An 18,241-nucleotide genomic window follows, 5' to 3' on the forward strand; every position below is an offset into this window, starting at 1 on the left:
TCTCCTACAACCAGCGACAGGCCACACGCGGGCCGGATCGGAGGGATCCGGCGACAGCCATTCTGGGACTGGGGAGAGACACATGGACAAGACCACTCTGATCACGACTGCGGGCGTCGCATTGCTGGGGCTGGCCCCGGCATCGGCCGCCGACTTTGCTGCGCGCCCCTATGGCAAGGCGCCGCCGCCGGCCTATGTCACGCCGCTGCCGAGCTGGGCCGGGTTCTATCTCGGCGTCAACGGCGGCGCCGATTGGAGCCGCAATTGCTGGACGCTGAACAACATCGGCGGCGTGCCCGTCGCTCCGACGCAGTCTGAGGGCTGCCACAATGCGAGCAGCGGTCTGATCGGCGGTCAGGTCGGCTACCGCTGGCAGGCCGCCAGCTGGGTGTTCGGCTTGGAAGCCCAGGGCAACTGGACCGACCTCAAATCATCGAACGCCAGCACGGCCGCACTGGCAGCCGGAATCACCAACACCACCAAGACCGACGCCATCGGCCTGTTCACCGGCCAGGTCGGCTACGCCTGGGGCAACGTGCTCTGGTACGTGAAGGGCGGTGCGGCGGTCACGCACAACAAATACACCGGCACCGCCAACGCCGCCGCTCCCTTCCCGGTCGGCACGCTGCTGGACTCCGCCAGCGAGACTCGCTGGGGCGGTACCGTCGGCACCGGCGTCGAGTTCGGCTTTGCGCCGAACTGGTCGGTCGCGGTCGAGTACGACCACCTCTTCATGGGCTCGCGTGACATCAGCTTCCCGGCCACGGCAACCGTGAACTCACGCGTCGATACCATCAAGCAGGACATCGACATGGCCACGGTCCGCGTCAACTACCGATTCGGCGCTCCGGCCACGCGCTACTGACGCTGAAGACGTCTCATCCGACGGGCTTGGAAAAGGCCGGCGACCCCGCCGGCCTTTTTCGTGTCCAGAGCTCGGCACCGAAACGGCCGTTTTGTGTTAAATATTTGATTTATAACGCTTTTTCATCGTTGTGGCGCACGCGTTACAGCATCTCCGGGATGCCCCGTGTATGAACGTTTCCATCGCTTGTCATTCCAACTCCCGGGGGAGAATTTGATGAAGAAGTTGCTTGTGATCACGACGGCCCTCGTCGGCATCGCAACCGCCACGTCCGCTTCGGCGGCCGACATGGCAGCCCGCCCGTACACCAAGGCGCCCCCGATGATGGTCGCCATCAACGACTGGAGCGGCTTCTACCTTGGCATCAACGGCGGCTACGGCACGAGCCGCAATTGCTGGACGCTCGTGAATGGCCCCGCCGAGGGCTGCCACAACGCCACCGGCGGCACGATCGGCGGCCAGTTCGGCTACCGCTGGCAGATGGGCTCTGTCGTGTTCGGCCTCGAGGCGCAGGGCAACTGGGCTGACCTCACCGGCAACAACGTCAGCCCGGTGTTTGCGCCCGACCGCAACCGCACCAAGCTCAACGCCTTCGGCCTGTTCACCGGCCAGATCGGCTATTCCTTCGACAACGTTCTGCTCTACGCCAAGGGCGGCGCGGCCGTCACCGACACCAAGTACGAGATCTTCTCCGGCGTGATCAACAGCGTGCTGGCCACCACGACCGTGACCAAGTGGGGAGCGTCGGTCGGCGCCGGTGTCGAATACGCCTTCTCGCCGGGCTGGTCGGTGGGCTTCGAGTACGATCACCTGTTCATGGGCAACACGAACGTCCCGTTCCGCGGCGCGGTCTTCACCCAGACCGACAACATCAAGCAGGATGTCGACCTGTTCACGGCGCGGTTGAACTACCGGTTCGGCGGCCCGGTCGTCGCGAAGTATTGATCGACCGTTATCAAGTTGTGTTTTCTGAAAGGCCGGCGCAAGCCGGCCTTTTTTGTTGCCCGTGCGACACCCCCGACGCATCGGTCACACATGGAACCAAGCCATTGTGTGGCCTTATGTTTTGGGAACCGTCCCGTAAATGTCCGGTTTCGTCCCGAGTGTGGCTTCTGGGTGACGGCAATCCGCTAGGAACCCGGCTATAGGATGGTCGTCAACTTGAACGGGTGAGTCTGTTTCGTGCGTAAGGCTTTCGATGCGACGCGGACTTCACGGACTAAACTGGAGACAAGAATGAAGAAGATCCTGCTCGCGACCGTGGCCCTGGCCGCCCTGGCCGCTCCCGCTGCCGCCGCTGATCTCGCTGCGCGCCCGACCTACACCAAGGCCCCGGTTCTCGCGCCGGTCATGACCTGGACCGGTTTCTACATCGGTGCGATGGGTGGCTATGCCAACGAGGACGCCGACTTCGCCGCGATGAAGGGTGGCTTCGCCGGTGGCACCATCGGCTACAACTGGCAGCAGGGCGCTGTCGTGTTCGGCCTCGAGGCTGACGCTGCTTGGGCTGACATCTCCGCGTCGGCGACCGCTCTCGGCGTGACCGCCAACTCGAAGATCCGTGATTGGGGCACCGTTCGTGGCCGTCTCGGCTACGCCTTCGGCCCGACCCTGCTGTACGTCACCGGCGGTTACGCCTGGGCCGACAACCGCATCACCCTGTCGGCTCCTGGCATCAGCCTGTCGGACAGCAAGATCCACTCCGGCTGGACGGTCGGTGCCGGCGCAGAATGGATGTTCGCTCCGCAGTGGTCGCTCAAGGGCGAATACCTCTACAAGAGCTTCGGCGGTGAGAGCTACACCTTCACCGGTCTGGGCACTCTGGCCACCGGCACGCTCAACGTGCACTCGGGTCAGGTCGGCATCAACTACCACTTCTAAGATTTTCGCCTTCGGGCGGGATCTCGGCCTCCGGGCCAACGCACAAGGCCTCCGCTCCCCAAGAGCGGAGGCTTTTTCTTTGCCGGCTCGTCCCGCTGATTGCGCATTCTTCGCCGCGAGTCCGCCCGCTCGATTGCCGAACCGGTTCCGCTCCTGCCATTCGCTGCCATTCCTCGAGCGCATTGTTGATGATTCGCTGGCGGCACTGGAAATCCGGCCTCGTTCTTCCTACGTTCCGACGATACCTTTTCCCTTGGCGTCCGATGGCCGGCTTCCGGCGAACGCGCCTGCAACGATGGCGCAGCCTTGCGCCGTGGGACGATCGTCATGGATGAAGTGCTCAAGGCCAAGCAGCGCGCGCAAGCCAATCAGTCGAGCCTGCGGGCGATCACCATCCGTGGCGCCCGCGAGCACAATCTCAAGAACATCGACGTCGAGATTCCGCGCGACAAGCTCGTCGTGTTCACCGGCCTCTCCGGCTCCGGCAAGTCGTCGCTCGCCTTCGACACGATCTATGCCGAGGGCCAGCGCCGCTACGTCGAATCGCTGTCGGCCTATGCGCGCCAGTTCCTGGAGATGATGCAGAAGCCGGACGTCGACCAGATCGACGGCCTGTCGCCGGCGATCTCGATCGAGCAGAAGACGACCTCGAAGAACCCGCGCTCCACCGTCGGCACCGTCACCGAGATCTACGACTACATGCGCCTGCTGTGGGCGCGCGTCGGCGTGCCCTACTCGCCGGCGACCGGCCTGCCGATCGAGAGCCAGACCGTGTCGCAGATGGTCGACCGCGTGCTGGCGCTACCCGAGGGCACCCGCCTGTATCTGCTGGCGCCGGTCGTGCGCGGACGCAAGGGCGAGTACAAGAAGGAGCTCGCCGAATACCTCAAGAAGGGCTTTCAGCGTGTCAAGATCGACGGCACCTTCCACGAGCTCGCCGAGGCGCCGGTTCTCGACAAGAAGTTTCCGCACGACATCGATGTCGTCGTCGACCGCATCGTCGTGCGCCCCGACATCGGCCAGCGTCTCGCCGAGAGCTTCGAGACCGCGCTGAAGCTGGCCGAGGGCTTGGCCGTGGTCGAATTTGCCGATCCCAGCCCCTCCTCGTCATCACCGGGCCGCGCCGAAGGCGCGAGACCCGGTGATCCATCCTCTTCGAAGGAGATGGATGGCCGGGTCAAGCCCGGCCATGACGAGAAGAAGAAGGTGGCCAAGATCCACGACAAGAGCGGGCCGGAGCGCATCCTGTTCTCGGAGAAGTTCGCCTGCCCGGTCTCCGGCTTCACCATCCCCGAGATCGAGCCGCGGCTGTTCTCGTTCAACAATCCCTACGGCGCCTGCCCGGAATGCGGCGGCCTCGGCGTCGAGCAGCATGTCGATGCCGATCTCGTCATTCCCGACAAGGACGTCACCCTGCGCAAGGGCGCGATCGCGCCCTGGGCCAAGTCGTCGTCGCCCTATTATCTGCAGACGCTGACCGCGCTCGGCAAATTCTACAAGTTCACGCTCGACACCAAGTGGAAGGATCTGCCCAAGAAGACGCAGAACGCCCTCCTGCACGGCTCCGGCGACGACGAGATCAAGTTCACCTATGAGGACGGCGTCCGCTCCTACGACACCAAGAAGCCGTTCGAGGGCGTGATCACCAATATCGAGCGCCGCTTCCGCGAGACCGAGAGCGAATGGGCGCGCGAGGAGCTCGGCAAATACTTCAACGACGTGCCCTGCGCCGCCTGCAAGGGTTTCCGGCTGAAGCCCGAGGCGCTGTGCGTCAAGGTCGGCGGCAAGCATATCGGCGAGATCTCGGATCTCAGCGTCAAGGCGGCCGGCGAATGGTTCGCCGAGGTGCCGAAGCAGCTCAACGCGCAGCAGACAGAGATTGCCACGCGCATCCTCAAGGAAATCCGCGACCGCCTCACCTTCCTGCTCGACGTCGGCTTGAATTACCTGACGCTGGCGCGCTCCTCCGGCACCCTGTCGGGCGGCGAGAGCCAGCGCATCCGCCTGGCCTCGCAGATCGGCTCGGGCCTCACCGGCGTGCTCTACGTGCTCGACGAGCCGTCGATCGGCCTGCACCAGCGCGACAATTCTCGCCTGCTCGATACGCTCAAGCGGCTGCGCGACCTCGGCAACACCGTGATCGTCGTCGAGCATGACGAGGACGCGATTCGCCTCGCCGACTACGTGCTCGACATCGGCCCGGGCGCCGGCACCCATGGCGGCCATATCGTCGCCGAGGGCACGCCGGCCGAGATCATGCGCAATCCGAAATCGCTGACCGGCAAGTATCTGACCGGCGAGCTCGAGGTCGAGGTGCCGGAGCGGCGGCCGCCGAACCATCGCCGCACCATCAAGGTCGTCAACGCCCGCGGCAACAATCTCAAGAACGTCTCGGCCGAGATTCCGCTCGGCCTGTTCACCGCCATCACCGGCGTGTCCGGCGGCGGCAAGTCGACGCTGCTGATCGACACGCTCTACAAGGCGATTGCGCGCAAGCTCAACGGCGCCAACGAGGCCGCCGCGCCGCATGACCGCATCGAGGGCCTGGAGCACATCGACAAGATCATCGACATCGACCAGTCGCCGATCGGCCGCACGCCGCGCTCCAATCCCGCGACCTATACCGGCGCGTTCACGCCGATCCGCGAATGGTTCGCCGGCCTGCCCGAGGCCAAGGCGCGCGGCTACGAGCCGGGCCGCTTCTCGTTCAACGTCAAGGGCGGCCGCTGCGAGGCCTGCCAGGGCGACGGCGTCATCAAGATCGAGATGCACTTCCTGCCCGACGTCTACGTCACCTGCGACGTCTGCAAGGGCAAGCGCTACAACCGCGAGACGCTCGACGTGCTGTTCAAGGGCAAGTCGATCGCCGACGTGCTCGACATGACCGTGGAAGAAGCCGCCGAGTTCTTCAAGGCCGTGCCGCGCGTCCGCGACACCTTCGAGACCCTGCGCCGCGTCGGCCTCGACTACATCCATGTGGGACAGCAGGCCACCACGCTGTCCGGCGGCGAGGCCCAGCGCGTCAAGCTCGCCAAGGAGCTGTCCAAGCGCGCCACGGGACGCACGCTCTACATCCTCGACGAGCCCACGACCGGCCTGCACTTCCACGACGTCAAGAAGCTCCTGGAAGTGCTGCACGAGCTTGTCGCGCAGGGCAACACGGTGGTCGTCATCGAGCACAATCTCGAGGTCATCAAGACCGCGGACTGGGTCATCGACCTCGGCCCCGAAGGCGGCGACGGCGGCGGCGAGATCGTTGCCTGGGGCCCGCCCGAGGACATCGTCAAAGCGCCGCGCAGCTACACCGGGCAGTTCCTGAAGCCGGTGCTGGAGAAGTCAGCCAAGCCGAAGAAGCGCGGCCGCGGCGCGGCAAGCGAGGCGGCGGAGTAGCATCGTGGCCCGGTGAGCGCAGCGACATCCGGCTCACCACCACCGCCAGCGATGATCCCGGACGTCGCTGCGCTGATCACGGCTACGGGTACAGCGCAACACCTCTGCCTGCGCCGCCGTCATTGCGAGCGAAGCGAAGCAATCCAGAGTCCCGCCCGCGACCCTGGATTGCTTCGTCGCTCCGCTCCTCGCAATGACGCCCGCAGAGACGGCGTCGTTTCAAAACGAAAGCCCGCCGCTCAGCCAAGAGCGACGGGCCCGATTGTGGTTCTTCGAACTCAACTCACCACCGATAATACCCACTCCGCGTGCCGTTGTTGTTGCCCCACGGGCCGACGTCGCCCTGGGTCGAGCTCGGAGTCGGGTGGTTGGTGCCGTTGTAGCCGGCGCCCCAGCCCGGGCCCGCATACGGGCCCGGCGCGACGGCGACGTAGCCTTCCTCATAGACCGGGCCCGGCGCCCAGGCGTAGGAGTCGCGGTAGGCATAGGTGCTGGTGATTTGGCCGCCATAGCCGTAGCCGCCCGGGCCGTACTCGCCGGCCGAGGCGCCGACGGTGCCGGCCACCAGCGTGACGGCGGTCAGCGCGGCCAATCCAAACGTGCGTGTCATGAGCTTGCTCCCTTGTTCCAAATTCATCGGGGAACAAACACCATCGATGCGGCAGCGGTTCCGCCGGTGCTCACAAGATTTGTGCGACACAACGCGGCGCTCACGTTCCCGCGATGACATGATCCAACCGCAATTGGCCTCAGCGGCCGACGGATGGCCTCAAACGACAAACCCGCCGCTCGTGTCGAGCGACGGGTTTGCTGAACTCACACGAACTCAAACTGTCGTGTGACGGCGATTACCACTGCCGATAGACGCCGGTCAGCGTGCCGTTGTTGTTGCCGGACGGGCCGACATCGCCCTGGGTCGAGCCGGGGGTCGGATGATTGGTGCCGTTGTAGCCGCGGCTCCAGGTCACCGGACCGGCCGCCGGACCGGGTGCATAGGCCTGCGCGCCATAGACCGGCTCGGAGTCGTATCCTTGTGCCGGCGGCACCCAGGCCATCGTGTCGCCATAGCCCTGCGCCGACGCGGCGGCGGTGCCAATCACCAGGGTTGCTGCGGCCAGCGCAGCCATCTTGATCGTGCGTTGCATGGAGGTCTCCTTGCTGCTGTCGGGAGTCAACCACCGCAATGCAGCACCGTTCCTGCAACGCACGCTCACATCGATCGTGATGCAATCGTGATCCTGCCGGAGAGGGCAGCGCCTTGCAGACTTGCGAGGCGCAGTCCAGCAATCATCGGAACCAGAGCTCGCCCGGGCTCCCCGGCCGCTCACGCCGCGGCGGCAGCCGCGCGCGGACGCGCCACGCCCGTCTTGGTGATTCCCGGCAGCACCGGCGCCGTGGTGCCGGTCGCGTGCGGAAAGTACTGCAGCTGCATCGAATGCATATACCCCGCCTCCGCAGTCCAGGAATCGTTCGACTCCGCGACCGGCGCAATCGTGAACGCATCCGGATTGCTCGGCGTGATCGGCGTATAGGTCGGGATGGTGTTGCTGAGCCCCTTCAGCGGCAGGTAGATCGAGAAATAGTTGGTGTCCTTCAGCACCGGGGCCGGCGCCGGATAGGTGCCGAGAATGCCCTTCAGATTGGCCCAGCCCATCGGCACGATGTCGTTGCTGTTGACGGCGGCGTAGTAGGTGTAGGACTTGGCGAACGTGGTCGCGAAGCCGTCGTTCCACATCGTCGGTGCGGCGAAGCTGTGCGGCCACAGCGTGAAGGTCATCGACGAATTCAGCTTCGGCAGCTGATCCTGCAGCCACGCCGTTGCGACGACGGCAAGCGCGCCGCCCAGGCTGTGCCCGGTCACCATCAGTTGCAGGTTCTGCTTGGCGGCAAGACCGCGCAGATAGTCCAGCAGCGACAGGTCCGTCGTGGGGTCGGTCATCGCGATCGCCAGCGCCAGCGCATCGTTGATGCCGGCGCTGACCTGCTGCGGCGCTCCCGTCTGCTGCGGATACAGCCAGGGCACCAGAAAGACCGCATCGGCATCGGCCAGCACGTTCTCGAATGCGCCTGCGACCGAGCCGTCGACATCGGTGCCGCGGAACGCCAGCGCGTAGCTGCCGTCATTGCCCTGCGCGACGTAGGCGAGCACGCCGTCGTTGACCGCCGGCCCCCAGCACAGCGACCACGGACCGTTCGCGGCCCCCGACGGCACTGCGCTGAGCATCTTGGTGAAATCGCTCGGCTGGACGGTGTCCAGCGCATCGTCGATATAGGCGAAGTAGGACAGATAGGCGGCAGCAACCTTGTTGAGGGCCATGTGAAATCTCTCTGCTCGCAAATGAAAAAATGATTCAAATCGTGCAGGCCGAGCGAACGCGCGCCCTGCCTGCCATCAGCATAGCCGCGGCCCATCCGGCGTGCACATCACAACATGTTCAACCTCAGATTTTCTTCGTCGACCGCCCGGCGCGGACCGGCCGCCGGCCTGATCACGTTGCGCCGTGAGCGTGCCGTTGCTATGGCGCATGCTGTCGTACCAACATGCTGCCGTCGTCCCGCCCACCGCTTCAGGTCCGATGCCCTATTCTCTCGTCATCTTCGATCTCGACGGCACCCTGGCCGACAGCCTGCCCTGGTTTCGTCGCAACGTGAATACGGTGGCCGCGCGCTATCGCTTTCGCCCCGTCGTCGACGAGGACGTCGAGCTGCTCCGCCATTCCTCGACCGCCGAGGTGCTGAACCATCTCGGCGTCTCGCGCTGGAAGCTGCCGCTGATCGCGCGGCACATCCGCCGCCTCAAGACCGAGCAGGCCGCCAGCATTCCGCTGTTCGCCGGCGTCGAGGCCATGCTGGCGGCGCTGGCAGCGGCGGACATCCGCCTGGCGCTGGTGTCGTCGGACACCGAGGCCAATGCGCGGCAGAAGCTCGGAGCGTCGGCGCAGCTGTTCTCGGTCTATGACTGCTCCGCCTCGCTGTATGGCAAGGCGAAGAAGTTCAAGCGTGTCGTCAAGCGCATCGGCGCAAACCCGGCCGAGGTGATCGCGATCGGCGACGAGACCCGCGACATCGAGGCGGCGCGCACCGCCGGCATCGCGTTCGGCGCCGTGACGTGGGGCTATGCCGCGGAGAAGGCGCTGCGGGACCGGCAGCCGGAGCTGGTGTTCACGCGGATGGAGGAGATCGTGGAGCGGCTGGTGATGACCCAGGCCGCCGCCTCGTCGCCCGCATGAGCGCAGCGACATCGGGGATTATCGCTGATGTCCGAGGAGAACCCGGATGTCGCTCGCGCTCATCCGGGCTGCGCAAGCGCCTCACCGGCGCAGGAACGCGCCGAACGCGCGCGGGCCGTTGCCGACCTTGATCTCGCTTGTCACCTTCAACGCGGCCACGTCGATGACGCTCAGGATGTTGCTCTCCCAATTGGCCACTATGATCCGCTGGCCGTCCGCGGTCGCCTCGATGCCTTCGGGATAGTCGCCGACATTGATGCGCTCGAGCGGCTGCAGGCTGGCGATGTCGAACACGCTCACCGTGCCGTCATACTGGTCGGTGACGAAGCCCCGGCCCTGCGCCAGCGCGACCGCATAGGGCCGCAGGCCGGTCTTGATGCGGCCGATCTCACGGCCGCCGGCGAGATCGATCACCGAGACGTCGTTGGAGCCGACATTGGCGGTGTAGGCGCGCCGGCCCTCGGCATCGATGGTGATGCCGAACGGCCGCGTGCCCACCTTGATGGTCTTGAGCCGCTGCCGGGTCGCGGTGTCGATCACCGAGACCATGTCGTCGTCACGATCGGCCGACAGCAGCAGCTTGCCGTCTTGTGTCACCGCGAGCCCCGAGGGCGATGCGCCGACAGCGATGCTGCCGGTCACGGCGCGGGCTTTCGCATCGATCACGCGGATCGCGGCATTGTACCAGTCGGCAACATAGACCGTCGCGCCATCCGGCGTCACGGCGATGCCGAGCGGCCCACCACCGACATCGATACGTCCGACCACCTTGCGCGCGACGGCGTCGAGGACGCTGACGGATTTATCGTCGGGGCTCGCCACGTAGGCGAAGCGCCCGTCCGCGGCGACGGCCACGCCCGCCGGCTTGCCGCCGATCGGAATGGTGGCGACGGGCTTCGAGGTGGCGAGGTCGACGATGGTGAGATCATCGCTGAGCTGATTGGTGACGAAGGCTTCCTCGGCGTGGGCGGTGATGGCGATACAGGCGAGGAAAGAACCGACTAAAAGAACTCGATACCAGACCGCGCGAATTTGAAAGCTGCCGAAGTGACCCTGGTCCTTATCTCTGCGCGGCTGCGTGGGCGCGACGAATTGCGCGCGCACTGATTGCACCGTCAGATCCGATCCGGATGAAAGGATGCGGGTCTCCCCACGTACACTCCCCGTGCGGCTGCCCCTCACCCCAACCCTCTCCCCGTAAGAACGGGGAGAGGGAGCGCAGCGCGCGCTGAGCCACATGAGCGATCCCTCAACCGCAATCCTTAGCTCCCGCTCTCCACCTTCTTCTTCAAGCCTTCCAGTCCGCCCTTGTAGAGCCCGGTCACCGCATCGACCGCGGCCTCGTCGCTCAGCTCCGGCGGCGGGTCGTTGTTCGGGAAGCCGCGGTAGAAGGCGCCGGTCCATTCGACCACGCTGCCCTTTCCGTCCGCGGTCGGCGTCACCGCGATCGTCGACGAGTAGTTCGTCACCGGCAGCACCTTCACGTCGACGCTCGTGATGCGGTACGAATAGCTCATCTTCTCGGCGTCGTATTTGTAGAGCTCCTCATCGACGGTGGCGCCGCCCTTCAGGGTCAGCTTGCGCGTGGCGCCGATCTCGTTGCCCTTGTCGCCCGCGGTCTTCTCGACCGGACCGAGCCAGCTCATGTCCTGAAAGTTGCCGATCACGGCCCACACCTTGGCGGGTGCGGCATTGATCTCGACATGCTCCTGCACCTTGCGCCGGGTCGGACCATGCGCTTCCGCCGTGGTCAGAGCCGTGATTGTCAGGGCCGTTGCGATCGCGAGCGCCGCCGTCACGGCCGGCGCCTTGCCGAACACCATCCTCATGTCGTTTCCTCAACCAGTCTCATTGGCCCGCGCATCCGGCGCGGGCAGCACCATATTTGCACCGCACCGGATTGTTGCAACAAAAAAGACCGTGTCGTGGCGGTCGCGGCCGCCTCAATTCGCGCCGCAGCAGCGCTTGTATTTCCGGCCGGAACCGCAGGGACACGGATCGTTGCGGCCGATCTTGCCGAATGACGCGAACGGATTGGGCTGCTCGGTGAAGGCGGGTGCGCCGGGCACGGTCGCGCCGCTCCGACGATGACGGTTCAAGGTCAGCACGGCATCGCGGATGTCAGCCGGCGCCGCGCGGTCGAGCTCGGGATTGGCGACACGATCGCCGTCTTCGTCAAGCGCCAGCTCGATCGCCACCATCAGTCTCAGCGCCGCCTCGCCGACGTCGCCGTCGACCTGCCGATAGGCGGCGAACCGCGCGCCACGGAGGTCCACCGCCGCAGCAAAGCCGTCGATCCACAGCTCCCACATCACGTCGCCGTTCACGGGATCGACCGGAAAGCGCGGCTGATACAGCTCCGGCTCGCGCGTCAGCGTCCGTGCGATCTCGTCGTAATATGCCATCACCAGATCGAGCACCGCGTTGGCATGGTCGATGCTCGCGAACACCGAGCGCTTCCCCCTGCCGAACCCGAACGCCGCCGCGAACCATTCGCCGGGTGGGACCTGCTCGGGCAGAACCAGCAGACCGGCGATGAAGCCGTCGAGCTCCTCCAGCACCATGGCCCGGTCATCGAGCGCGAGCAGCGCCTGCTCGAGCTCGGCGTGAGAATCGGCTCGCTCCGGCATCTGCAACCCTGCTCTTCCCTGCCCGCGTCGCGACCTGATTTGCCCGACGCCCACGCCGCGACACTGCCGTTTGACACCAAAACAGGGCCGCGCGCAAAATCTAAATTTCGACAAGGGATCAGCGGCATCACCCCTGTCCAGTCGGTCCGCGAAAAATATTCCGCTTTCGTCTTTGCAGAATTTCGGTTTTTCTGTCGCCGTCCTGCCCTCACGAGAGGGGCGCTTCGCGGTCGTCACGGGCGTGGAGGGCGGGATGCGATGGACGTCACGGACCCGGTGCTTTTGCGCAGACGACGGGTTTCGGGGCGGACGGCGAAATCGTGTGGTCCTGACCTCCCGACGCTGAGGTCAAGTGGGTGTCGATGTCTTCAGGGCGTCACGCCGATGACGGTGGCCAAAAAGCCCGGTGCACCGAGGAGAGCGCGTATAAGCCGTAAACCGTCGCGCAGGGAAGGCCGGTTGTCCGGCCAATCCTGTGGTTCCTGCCGCCTGCATTTTTTTCGCAGGCGGGCCATGGGTGCGGCCTGCACCCGGCCTTCCCTGCGCCCTCTCACTTCCGGAGGGCGACATGAATGGCAAAGCTCGGATGCAGAGGCATCGCGAGAACGGTGCTTCATGCCAACTTATTGCGCAACACCACAGTCCCACACTCCCCTGTCATCGCCCGGCTTGACCGGGCGATCGAGTATTCCAGAAGCGGTCGTTGTTGATCGATGGGCCGCGGCGAAATGGATCGCCCGGTCAAGCCGGGCGATGACAGCTGTGATTGTCGTCCCGAGCGGCGCAAAGCCACGCAGATGACCAGAGCGCTCGTGCCCTCACTCCGCGAGCACGCCCTGCACGAACCCATCAGGATCGGTGCAGAACTCCCGCAGCGCCTTGAAATGATCGGTGTCCTGCACCCGGACGGGCTCAAGACCATTCTTGCTCAGGCGCAGCAAGCTCGCGCCGGGATAGGCCATCAGCACCGGCGAATGCGTCGCCATCAGCAGCTGGCAATGTCCGGAGTCATCCATGCGCCGCATCAGCCTGAGGAACTCGATCTGGCGCGCAGGCGACAGCGCCGATTCCGGCTCGTCGAAGATGTAGATGCCCTGGCGCTGGCAGCGCTCCTCGAAGAAGCGCAGGAAGCCTTCGCCATGCGAATGCGACAGGAAGTCGGGCGGCGGCCCACCGAGCGGATCGTCCAGCGCAGCCTCGTCGAGATAGCGCGCCACCGAGAAGAAGCTTTCGGCGCGGAAGAACCAGCCTTGCGTGATCCTGGGCAGCCAGGCGGCGCGGAAGGCCTTGCCCAGCGCGCCACCCATGCGCTCCACCGCGCGGGCGTGATTCACCGGCATGTATCCCTTGCCGCCGCCGGCCTCGTCATAGCCTGCGAGCGCCGCGATGCCTTCGAGCAACGTCGACTTCCCGGTGCCGTTCTCGCCGACAATGATGGTGATCGCGCTGGTGAAGCTCAGCTCGAAGTCGTCGCGGAGAAACGGCAGGCAGAACGGATAGGCGGTCCGGTCATCGACCTTTGCCGGATCGAGCCACAGCCGCTTCAGATAGGGTGCGCGCAGCCGGATCTCACGCTGCTTCCTCGCCATGCCGTCTACACAACCTCAGTGACCTCACGGGCAATCTCGCACATCAAGGCGCCGCCCGCCACCACGGCCATCGATCTATGCCACGACCTCCAGCACCAGCTCCATGGTCATCAGCACCGGATTGTCACCGCGCACCAGACGGCCCTGCGTCAGCGCTCCGGTGTAGTCGACCAGCGCGACGTCGAGCGTGGCTTGGAGACCGTCGGCGCTGGGCGCGATCGCGCCCGAAGTGATGGTCAGCTCGGTCGCGAACGGCTCGACGACGCCGCCGTCGTCGAAGCGCGCGCCGATGGTCGAACCGACGCCGCCGCGGATGCGGGCCTCACGGACGCCCTGCGTCTTGCAGAACGCTTCGAGGCAGCCGGCGAAATCCTGGTTCGGCCGCAGCCGCAGCGCGAAGGCGCGGCGATCCGTCGTCGCGCCGCGCGGTGCGGCAGTGACCGGTCCGAACAGCTTGAAGCCGGTCTCGGGATCAGGCTCGGCCGCGAAGATCGCGCCCTCGACGCCAAACGCCGCGACCTCGAACGGCTCGGCGACGACGGTTTCCTCCGGCAGGATGTGCCCGCCTCCAGCGCGGCCGCCCGCCTCCGTCCACAACGCGTGGCAATGGAAGAATGGCGCGCCGTCGCGCACGCCGAGCGTCATCGTGGCGGTCGAGAGCCGCGTCACGCCGGCGGGACGATAGGTCTCGCTGTAGAACGCGGCGTGATCCGCGGTCTTCGACAGCGCCGGCATCACATAGGCGAACGGTCCGAGCGCACCGCGCTTGATCTCGAGCACGCCACCGGCAAATCCATGCGCCGCAAAGCCGCGGCGCGCAGCCTCCAGCAGCGGCTGCCCTTGCTCCATGGTGAACGTGAAAGCGCGGCCGCGCGCCTCGACCCATTGGATTCGCTCGGCGACCGGCAAGCCGGGTTGCGTGATCGATCTCATCGACTTTCAACCCTGCTTGGTGAGGTCGAGCAGGCCGCGCGCCTCGAGCTCGTCGCGCACCAAGCGCTTCGGGATCTTGCCATAGCCCGACTTCGGCAAGGCATCCCAGAAAAAGAACCGCTTCGGCATCTTGTAGCGCGGCAGCTTGGTGGCGAGATAGCCGGCGATGGCGCTTTCGCTCGGCGCGGCCGCGCCCTCGCGCGCGACGCAGACGGCGACGCCGACCTCGCCCCATACCGGATCGGGCACGCCGAGCACGGCGACCTCGCCGATATCCGGATGGGTCAGGATCTTTTCCTCGACCTCCCGCGGATAGATGTTGGAGCCGCCGGAGATGTACATGTCGGACGCGCGGCCGGTGATGTAGACGAAGCCCTGCGCGTCCATGTGACCGAGATCGCCAGTGCGGAACCAGCCGTCGCGGAACGCCTTCGCATTGGCTTCGGGATTGTCGTAGTAGCCCGCGAACACCGCCGGCCCGATGACGCAGATCTCGCCGGTCTCGCCCGAGTTCAGCTCGCGGCCTTGATCGTCCTGGATCGAGACCTGCATGCCCGTGCGCTCATAGCCGCAGCTGCCGATCCGCGCGTCGGGTCCGTCCTCCTCCTCATGCGCGGCGGCCGGCAGCACGGTGATGTTGCCGGTGACCTCGCCGAGCCCGAAATACTGCACGATGACCTTGCCGAGCCGCGCCAGCGCGCGCTTCTGGTCCTCGCGGTACATCGGTGCACCGGCATAGATGACATGGCGCAGCGAGGAATGATCGAACTGCTCGACCGCAGGATGCTCGACCATCATCTTCAGGATCGTCGGCACGGTGAACAGATTGCTGACGCGATGCCTCTCGATCAGCCGGAAGGCCTCGGCGATGTCGAACTTCTCGCTCGGCAGCAGCACGGTCTTGGCGCCGCGCGCGCTCTGCATCAGCTGGTGCACGCCCGCGCCATGCGACAGCGGCGCAACCACCAGCGACGCGTCGCGCTCGGTCGTGCCCGGCGTCAGGTCGGCGAGATGGTTGGTGATGACGAAGGCCATCTGGCCATGGGTGAGCACTGCAGCTTTCGAGCGGCCCGTCGTGCCGGAGGTGAAGAAGAACCAGCAGGGATCGTCGTGCTCCACCGCTGCGTTCGCGACATCCGCCCCCGCATGCGCCTTCATCACCTCGGCGACCGAGCGGGTGCCGAAATCGCCACTCTCGCCGACGCGCCAGGTGAATGCTGCCGTCGTCACCGCCGCGGCATGCTCGGGAAAATCGCCATGGCAGAGGAAGGCCTTCGCGCCCGAGGCGGTGGCGAGATAGGCGACCTCGTCCGGCATCAGGCGGAAATTGGTGGGCACCCAGACCGCGCCGAGCCGGAACGCGGCGAACATCGAGACGAACATCTCCTCGCAATTCTTGGAATGCACCAGGATGCGGTCGCCCTTGGCGATCCCTTGCGCGGCGAGCCCCGCAGCCAGCGCCGAGACCATCGCGTCGATCTCGCGCCAGGTCCACGAACGTTCCCCCCACACGAAGCCGATGCGGTCTGCGAGCCGACGGCCGTTCTGGGTCACGATATGCGCGAGGTTCATCACCCGCCGCGACATGCGCAGGGATCCGGTGGTCATCGAGGGGCCCTCGCTTGCTTGCAGCTGATGAACAAAACCATTGGCGGCGTCCCCTCGATCGATCCCGGGGCGATCTCGGCCGCCCTGCTCCGTGCCTGTTTATCGTGGTACCGCAAGCCGTCGCAAGATCACCCGGGCCATCGCCCCCATGCAGCCGCCTCATTCGAACGAATGCAGGCGCCGTGCGACAAAACCCTGCCGGCCGCGCTGTCGTCCATCCCGAATTCCTGCATCCCCGGCGCACCGAATCTGATTTGAGGACACCATGATCGATCGCCGTCTCCTGCTGCTCAGCCTCGCCAGCTTGCTGGCCGTCTCGCCTGTTCACGCGCAGGCCCCCGCCAACGATCCGGTGGGCATCATGACCGCGATCTACACCCGCGTCGCCAAGGGCAAGGGCGAGGACGGCGGCAATTTCGTCATCGAGACCAAGGCAGCACGGGCCAAATATCTGTCGAAGTCGCTGGCGGCCCAATGGGCGACGATGGATGCCCGCACGCCCAAGGGCGAGGTTGGCGCGGTCGACTTCGATCCGATCACCAATTCCCAGGATCCCGACGTCGCATCGTTCAAGGTGACACCCGAAAAGCAGGACGCCGACAAGGCGACCATCGCCGTCACCATCGCCGGCCACCGCGACGATCGCAAGGAACAGGCCGACAACGTCATCCGTTATGACTTCGTGCGCGATACCGGCCAATGGAAGATCGACGACATCCGCGGCGCCATTGATGGCAAGCCGTGGTCGATCCGCGAGATGCTGGCCGAGTTCATCAAGCTGACCGACAAACCGAAACGAAGGTAGAGCATCATGACCACCGTCCGCGACAACAAGGCCGAGAGCCGCTTCGAGCTCGACATCGAAGGCAGCATCGCGTTCGCCAATTATCGCGCGACACCGCAGGCGGTGATCATCACCCACACCGAGACGCCGCGTCCGCTCCGCGGGCGGGGCATCGCGTCCGAGCTGGTCAAGGGCGCGCTGGAGCTGATCCGCAGCGAGGGACGCAAGGTCGCCGCAGGCTGCAGCTTCGTCGCCGATTACCTCAGGGATCACCCGGAGAACCGCGACATCATGGCCTGACGACCCGTAGAACTACCGAACGGAGCGAGCTCAGCACCCACATTAACGCAATGGCTACCCGGATGGATCAGCAATCCCCCGCCGAACAGACAACCAGACCAATGGGGAGAGGCTCATGTTCATCACCGCCATTTTCGACGTTCTCAAGCGCTACGTTCACTACCGCGCCCAGCTCGCCTGCCTCGAACGACTCGACGATCGCACGCTGCGCGACATCGGGGTCAACCGCGACCAGATGTATGCGCAGGCGTGGGAGCGCGCCGCGCTCGTGCGCGCCTGAGGCGTTCAGGCATCGCCATCCAACACGCGATCAGAGACGACGAAGGCCCGCACGATGGCGGGCCTTTCGCTTCTTGAACGAGAGCGGCACACGCTCAGTGCTTGATCTCCGGCGGCAGCTTGCCGCCATTGGCCGCGAGCTTGCTCATGACCTGCTTGTGCAGCCAGACGTTCATGCTGGCGGAGTCGTTGGTGTCGCCGCTGTAGCCGAGCTCCTTGGCGAGCTCCTTGCGCGCGGCCAGGCTCGAATCGATGTCGAGCGCCTTCATCAGGTCGACGATCGAGGTGCGCCACTCCAGCTTCTCATGCTTGGCCGCCGCGGCCTTGTCGACGATTGCAGCCACGTCGACGTTTTGCGGCGCAGCAGCAGGGGCCGCCGTCGGAGCCGCTGCGGTGCCGCCCGCTGGCGCGCTGCCGCCCGTGGCAGGCGCACTGCCACCGGCCGGCGCGGCCTCGGCATGATGACCGAAAATCGCGCCCATGATCTTTCCGAAAACGCTCATCAATGGCTCCCAATGGATAGTGATCGAATGAAGAACTCGGCCGGCGGTGTTCCGTTGCGGAGCTGCCCGTCACAGCCTCTTCGCCCCCGGTCGCCTGCCAAGCGAACACGGCGACGATTGTGAAGCTTACCGAAGGCGGAATGACGGCGGAATGACTTTGTCCGGGGAATGCTCAGCTTCATGGATGGCGAACGTGGCTCTAATGCACCGCGACATTCACAACACTCACCGAGGCGTGAGTAGGCGCTG

At 65.5% G+C, this 18,241-nt stretch carries 19 protein-coding genes; 9 read left to right on the forward strand and 10 right to left on the reverse strand.

What is annotated here, in order from left to right; translation table 11 throughout:
• Positions 1-82 precede the first annotated feature (82 nt).
• From QXZ94_RS09830 to uvrA, 4 genes are all read left to right on the forward strand, one after another.
• Positions 83-865 (forward strand): outer membrane protein, encoded by a 783-nt coding sequence (locus tag QXZ94_RS09830; RefSeq protein ID WP_315720242.1) that lies wholly within the window; start codon positions 83-85, stop codon positions 863-865.
• Positions 866-1,081: 216 nt separating this feature from the next.
• Entirely contained in the window at positions 1,082-1,810 is a 729-nt protein-coding gene (locus QXZ94_RS09835) for an outer membrane protein (RefSeq protein ID WP_172108641.1), read from the forward strand.
• A 291-nt stretch (positions 1,811-2,101) separates the two neighbouring features.
• Positions 2,102-2,746, forward strand: coding sequence for an outer membrane protein (locus tag QXZ94_RS09840; protein WP_172108639.1), 645 nt, complete (start codon positions 2,102-2,104; stop codon positions 2,744-2,746).
• A gap of 327 nt (positions 2,747-3,073) precedes the next feature.
• Positions 3,074-6,136 (forward strand): excinuclease ABC subunit UvrA, encoded by a 3,063-nt coding sequence (gene uvrA, locus QXZ94_RS09845; protein ID WP_315720243.1) that lies wholly within the window; start codon positions 3,074-3,076, stop codon positions 6,134-6,136.
• Positions 6,137-6,419: 283 nt separating this feature from the next.
• Here uvrA and QXZ94_RS09850 read toward each other — a convergent pair whose 3' ends face one another.
• From QXZ94_RS09850 to QXZ94_RS09860, 3 genes are all read right to left on the reverse strand, one after another.
• Complete coding sequence (locus tag QXZ94_RS09850; protein WP_315720244.1) at positions 6,420-6,746, reverse strand: hypothetical protein; 327 nt, start codon at positions 6,744-6,746, stop codon at positions 6,420-6,422.
• Positions 6,747-6,984: 238 nt separating this feature from the next.
• Positions 6,985-7,281, reverse strand: a complete 297-nt coding sequence (locus QXZ94_RS09855) for a hypothetical protein (protein WP_315720245.1) — start codon at positions 7,279-7,281, stop codon at positions 6,985-6,987.
• Positions 7,282-7,460: 179 nt separating this feature from the next.
• Positions 7,461-8,453, reverse strand: coding sequence for a lipase family protein (locus tag QXZ94_RS09860; protein ID WP_315720246.1), 993 nt, complete (start codon positions 8,451-8,453; stop codon positions 7,461-7,463).
• Positions 8,454-8,712: 259 nt separating this feature from the next.
• Between QXZ94_RS09860 and QXZ94_RS09865 the strand changes: the two genes are divergently transcribed.
• On the forward strand, positions 8,713-9,366 hold the full coding sequence (locus tag QXZ94_RS09865; protein WP_315720247.1) for an HAD-IA family hydrolase: 654 nt from the start codon (positions 8,713-8,715) through the stop codon (positions 9,364-9,366).
• An 81-nt stretch (positions 9,367-9,447) separates the two neighbouring features.
• Here the strand turns inward: QXZ94_RS09865 and QXZ94_RS09870 are convergent, their stop codons facing one another.
• The 6 genes from QXZ94_RS09870 to QXZ94_RS09895 form a co-directional block, all read right to left on the reverse strand.
• Positions 9,448-10,347: a cytochrome D1 domain-containing protein gene (locus QXZ94_RS09870; protein ID WP_315726184.1), complete on the reverse strand. Its 900-nt coding sequence runs from the start codon at positions 10,345-10,347 to the stop codon at positions 9,448-9,450.
• Between the two features lie 281 nt (positions 10,348-10,628).
• Positions 10,629-11,195: an SRPBCC family protein gene (locus QXZ94_RS09875; RefSeq protein WP_315720248.1), complete on the reverse strand. Its 567-nt coding sequence runs from the start codon at positions 11,193-11,195 to the stop codon at positions 10,629-10,631.
• A gap of 114 nt (positions 11,196-11,309) precedes the next feature.
• On the reverse strand, positions 11,310-11,996 hold the full coding sequence (locus QXZ94_RS09880) for a UPF0149 family protein (RefSeq protein WP_315720249.1): 687 nt from the start codon (positions 11,994-11,996) through the stop codon (positions 11,310-11,312).
• 818 nt (positions 11,997-12,814) lie between these two features.
• Positions 12,815-13,585: an AAA family ATPase gene (locus tag QXZ94_RS09885; RefSeq protein WP_315720250.1), complete on the reverse strand. Its 771-nt coding sequence runs from the start codon at positions 13,583-13,585 to the stop codon at positions 12,815-12,817.
• 75 nt (positions 13,586-13,660) lie between these two features.
• Positions 13,661-14,518 carry a PCC domain-containing protein gene (locus QXZ94_RS09890; RefSeq protein ID WP_315720251.1) on the reverse strand — a complete coding sequence of 286 codons (858 nt, stop codon included), beginning with the start codon at positions 14,516-14,518 and terminating at the stop codon, positions 13,661-13,663.
• A gap of 6 nt (positions 14,519-14,524) precedes the next feature.
• Positions 14,525-16,126 (reverse strand): acyl-CoA synthetase, encoded by a 1,602-nt coding sequence (locus tag QXZ94_RS09895; RefSeq protein ID WP_315720252.1) that lies wholly within the window; start codon positions 16,124-16,126, stop codon positions 14,525-14,527.
• Between the two features lie 18 nt (positions 16,127-16,144).
• Between QXZ94_RS09895 and QXZ94_RS09900 the strand changes: the two genes are divergently transcribed.
• The 4 genes from QXZ94_RS09900 (at position 16,145) to QXZ94_RS09915 (ending at position 17,490) form a co-directional block, all read left to right on the forward strand.
• Positions 16,145-16,384: a hypothetical protein gene (locus QXZ94_RS09900; protein WP_315720253.1), complete on the forward strand. Its 240-nt coding sequence runs from the start codon at positions 16,145-16,147 to the stop codon at positions 16,382-16,384.
• Between the two features lie 7 nt (positions 16,385-16,391).
• Entirely contained in the window at positions 16,392-16,931 is a 540-nt protein-coding gene (locus tag QXZ94_RS09905; RefSeq protein WP_315720254.1) for a DUF3828 domain-containing protein, read from the forward strand.
• Positions 16,932-16,937: 6 nt separating this feature from the next.
• Positions 16,938-17,210 (forward strand): GNAT family N-acetyltransferase, encoded by a 273-nt coding sequence (locus QXZ94_RS09910; protein ID WP_172108615.1) that lies wholly within the window; start codon positions 16,938-16,940, stop codon positions 17,208-17,210.
• Positions 17,211-17,325: 115 nt separating this feature from the next.
• Positions 17,326-17,490 (forward strand): DUF1127 domain-containing protein, encoded by a 165-nt coding sequence (locus QXZ94_RS09915; RefSeq protein WP_315720255.1) that lies wholly within the window; start codon positions 17,326-17,328, stop codon positions 17,488-17,490.
• A gap of 94 nt (positions 17,491-17,584) precedes the next feature.
• On the opposite strand, the gene QXZ94_RS09920 is transcribed toward QXZ94_RS09915, so the two are convergent.
• Positions 17,585-17,992: a DUF3597 domain-containing protein gene (locus QXZ94_RS09920; RefSeq protein ID WP_315720256.1), complete on the reverse strand. Its 408-nt coding sequence runs from the start codon at positions 17,990-17,992 to the stop codon at positions 17,585-17,587.
• Between the last annotated feature and the right edge of the window lie 249 nt (positions 17,993-18,241).

Source organism: Bradyrhizobium sp. SZCCHNS2022 (genome assembly GCF_032377575.1).
Lineage (GTDB): Bacteria > Pseudomonadota > Alphaproteobacteria > Rhizobiales > Xanthobacteraceae > Bradyrhizobium > Bradyrhizobium aeschynomenes.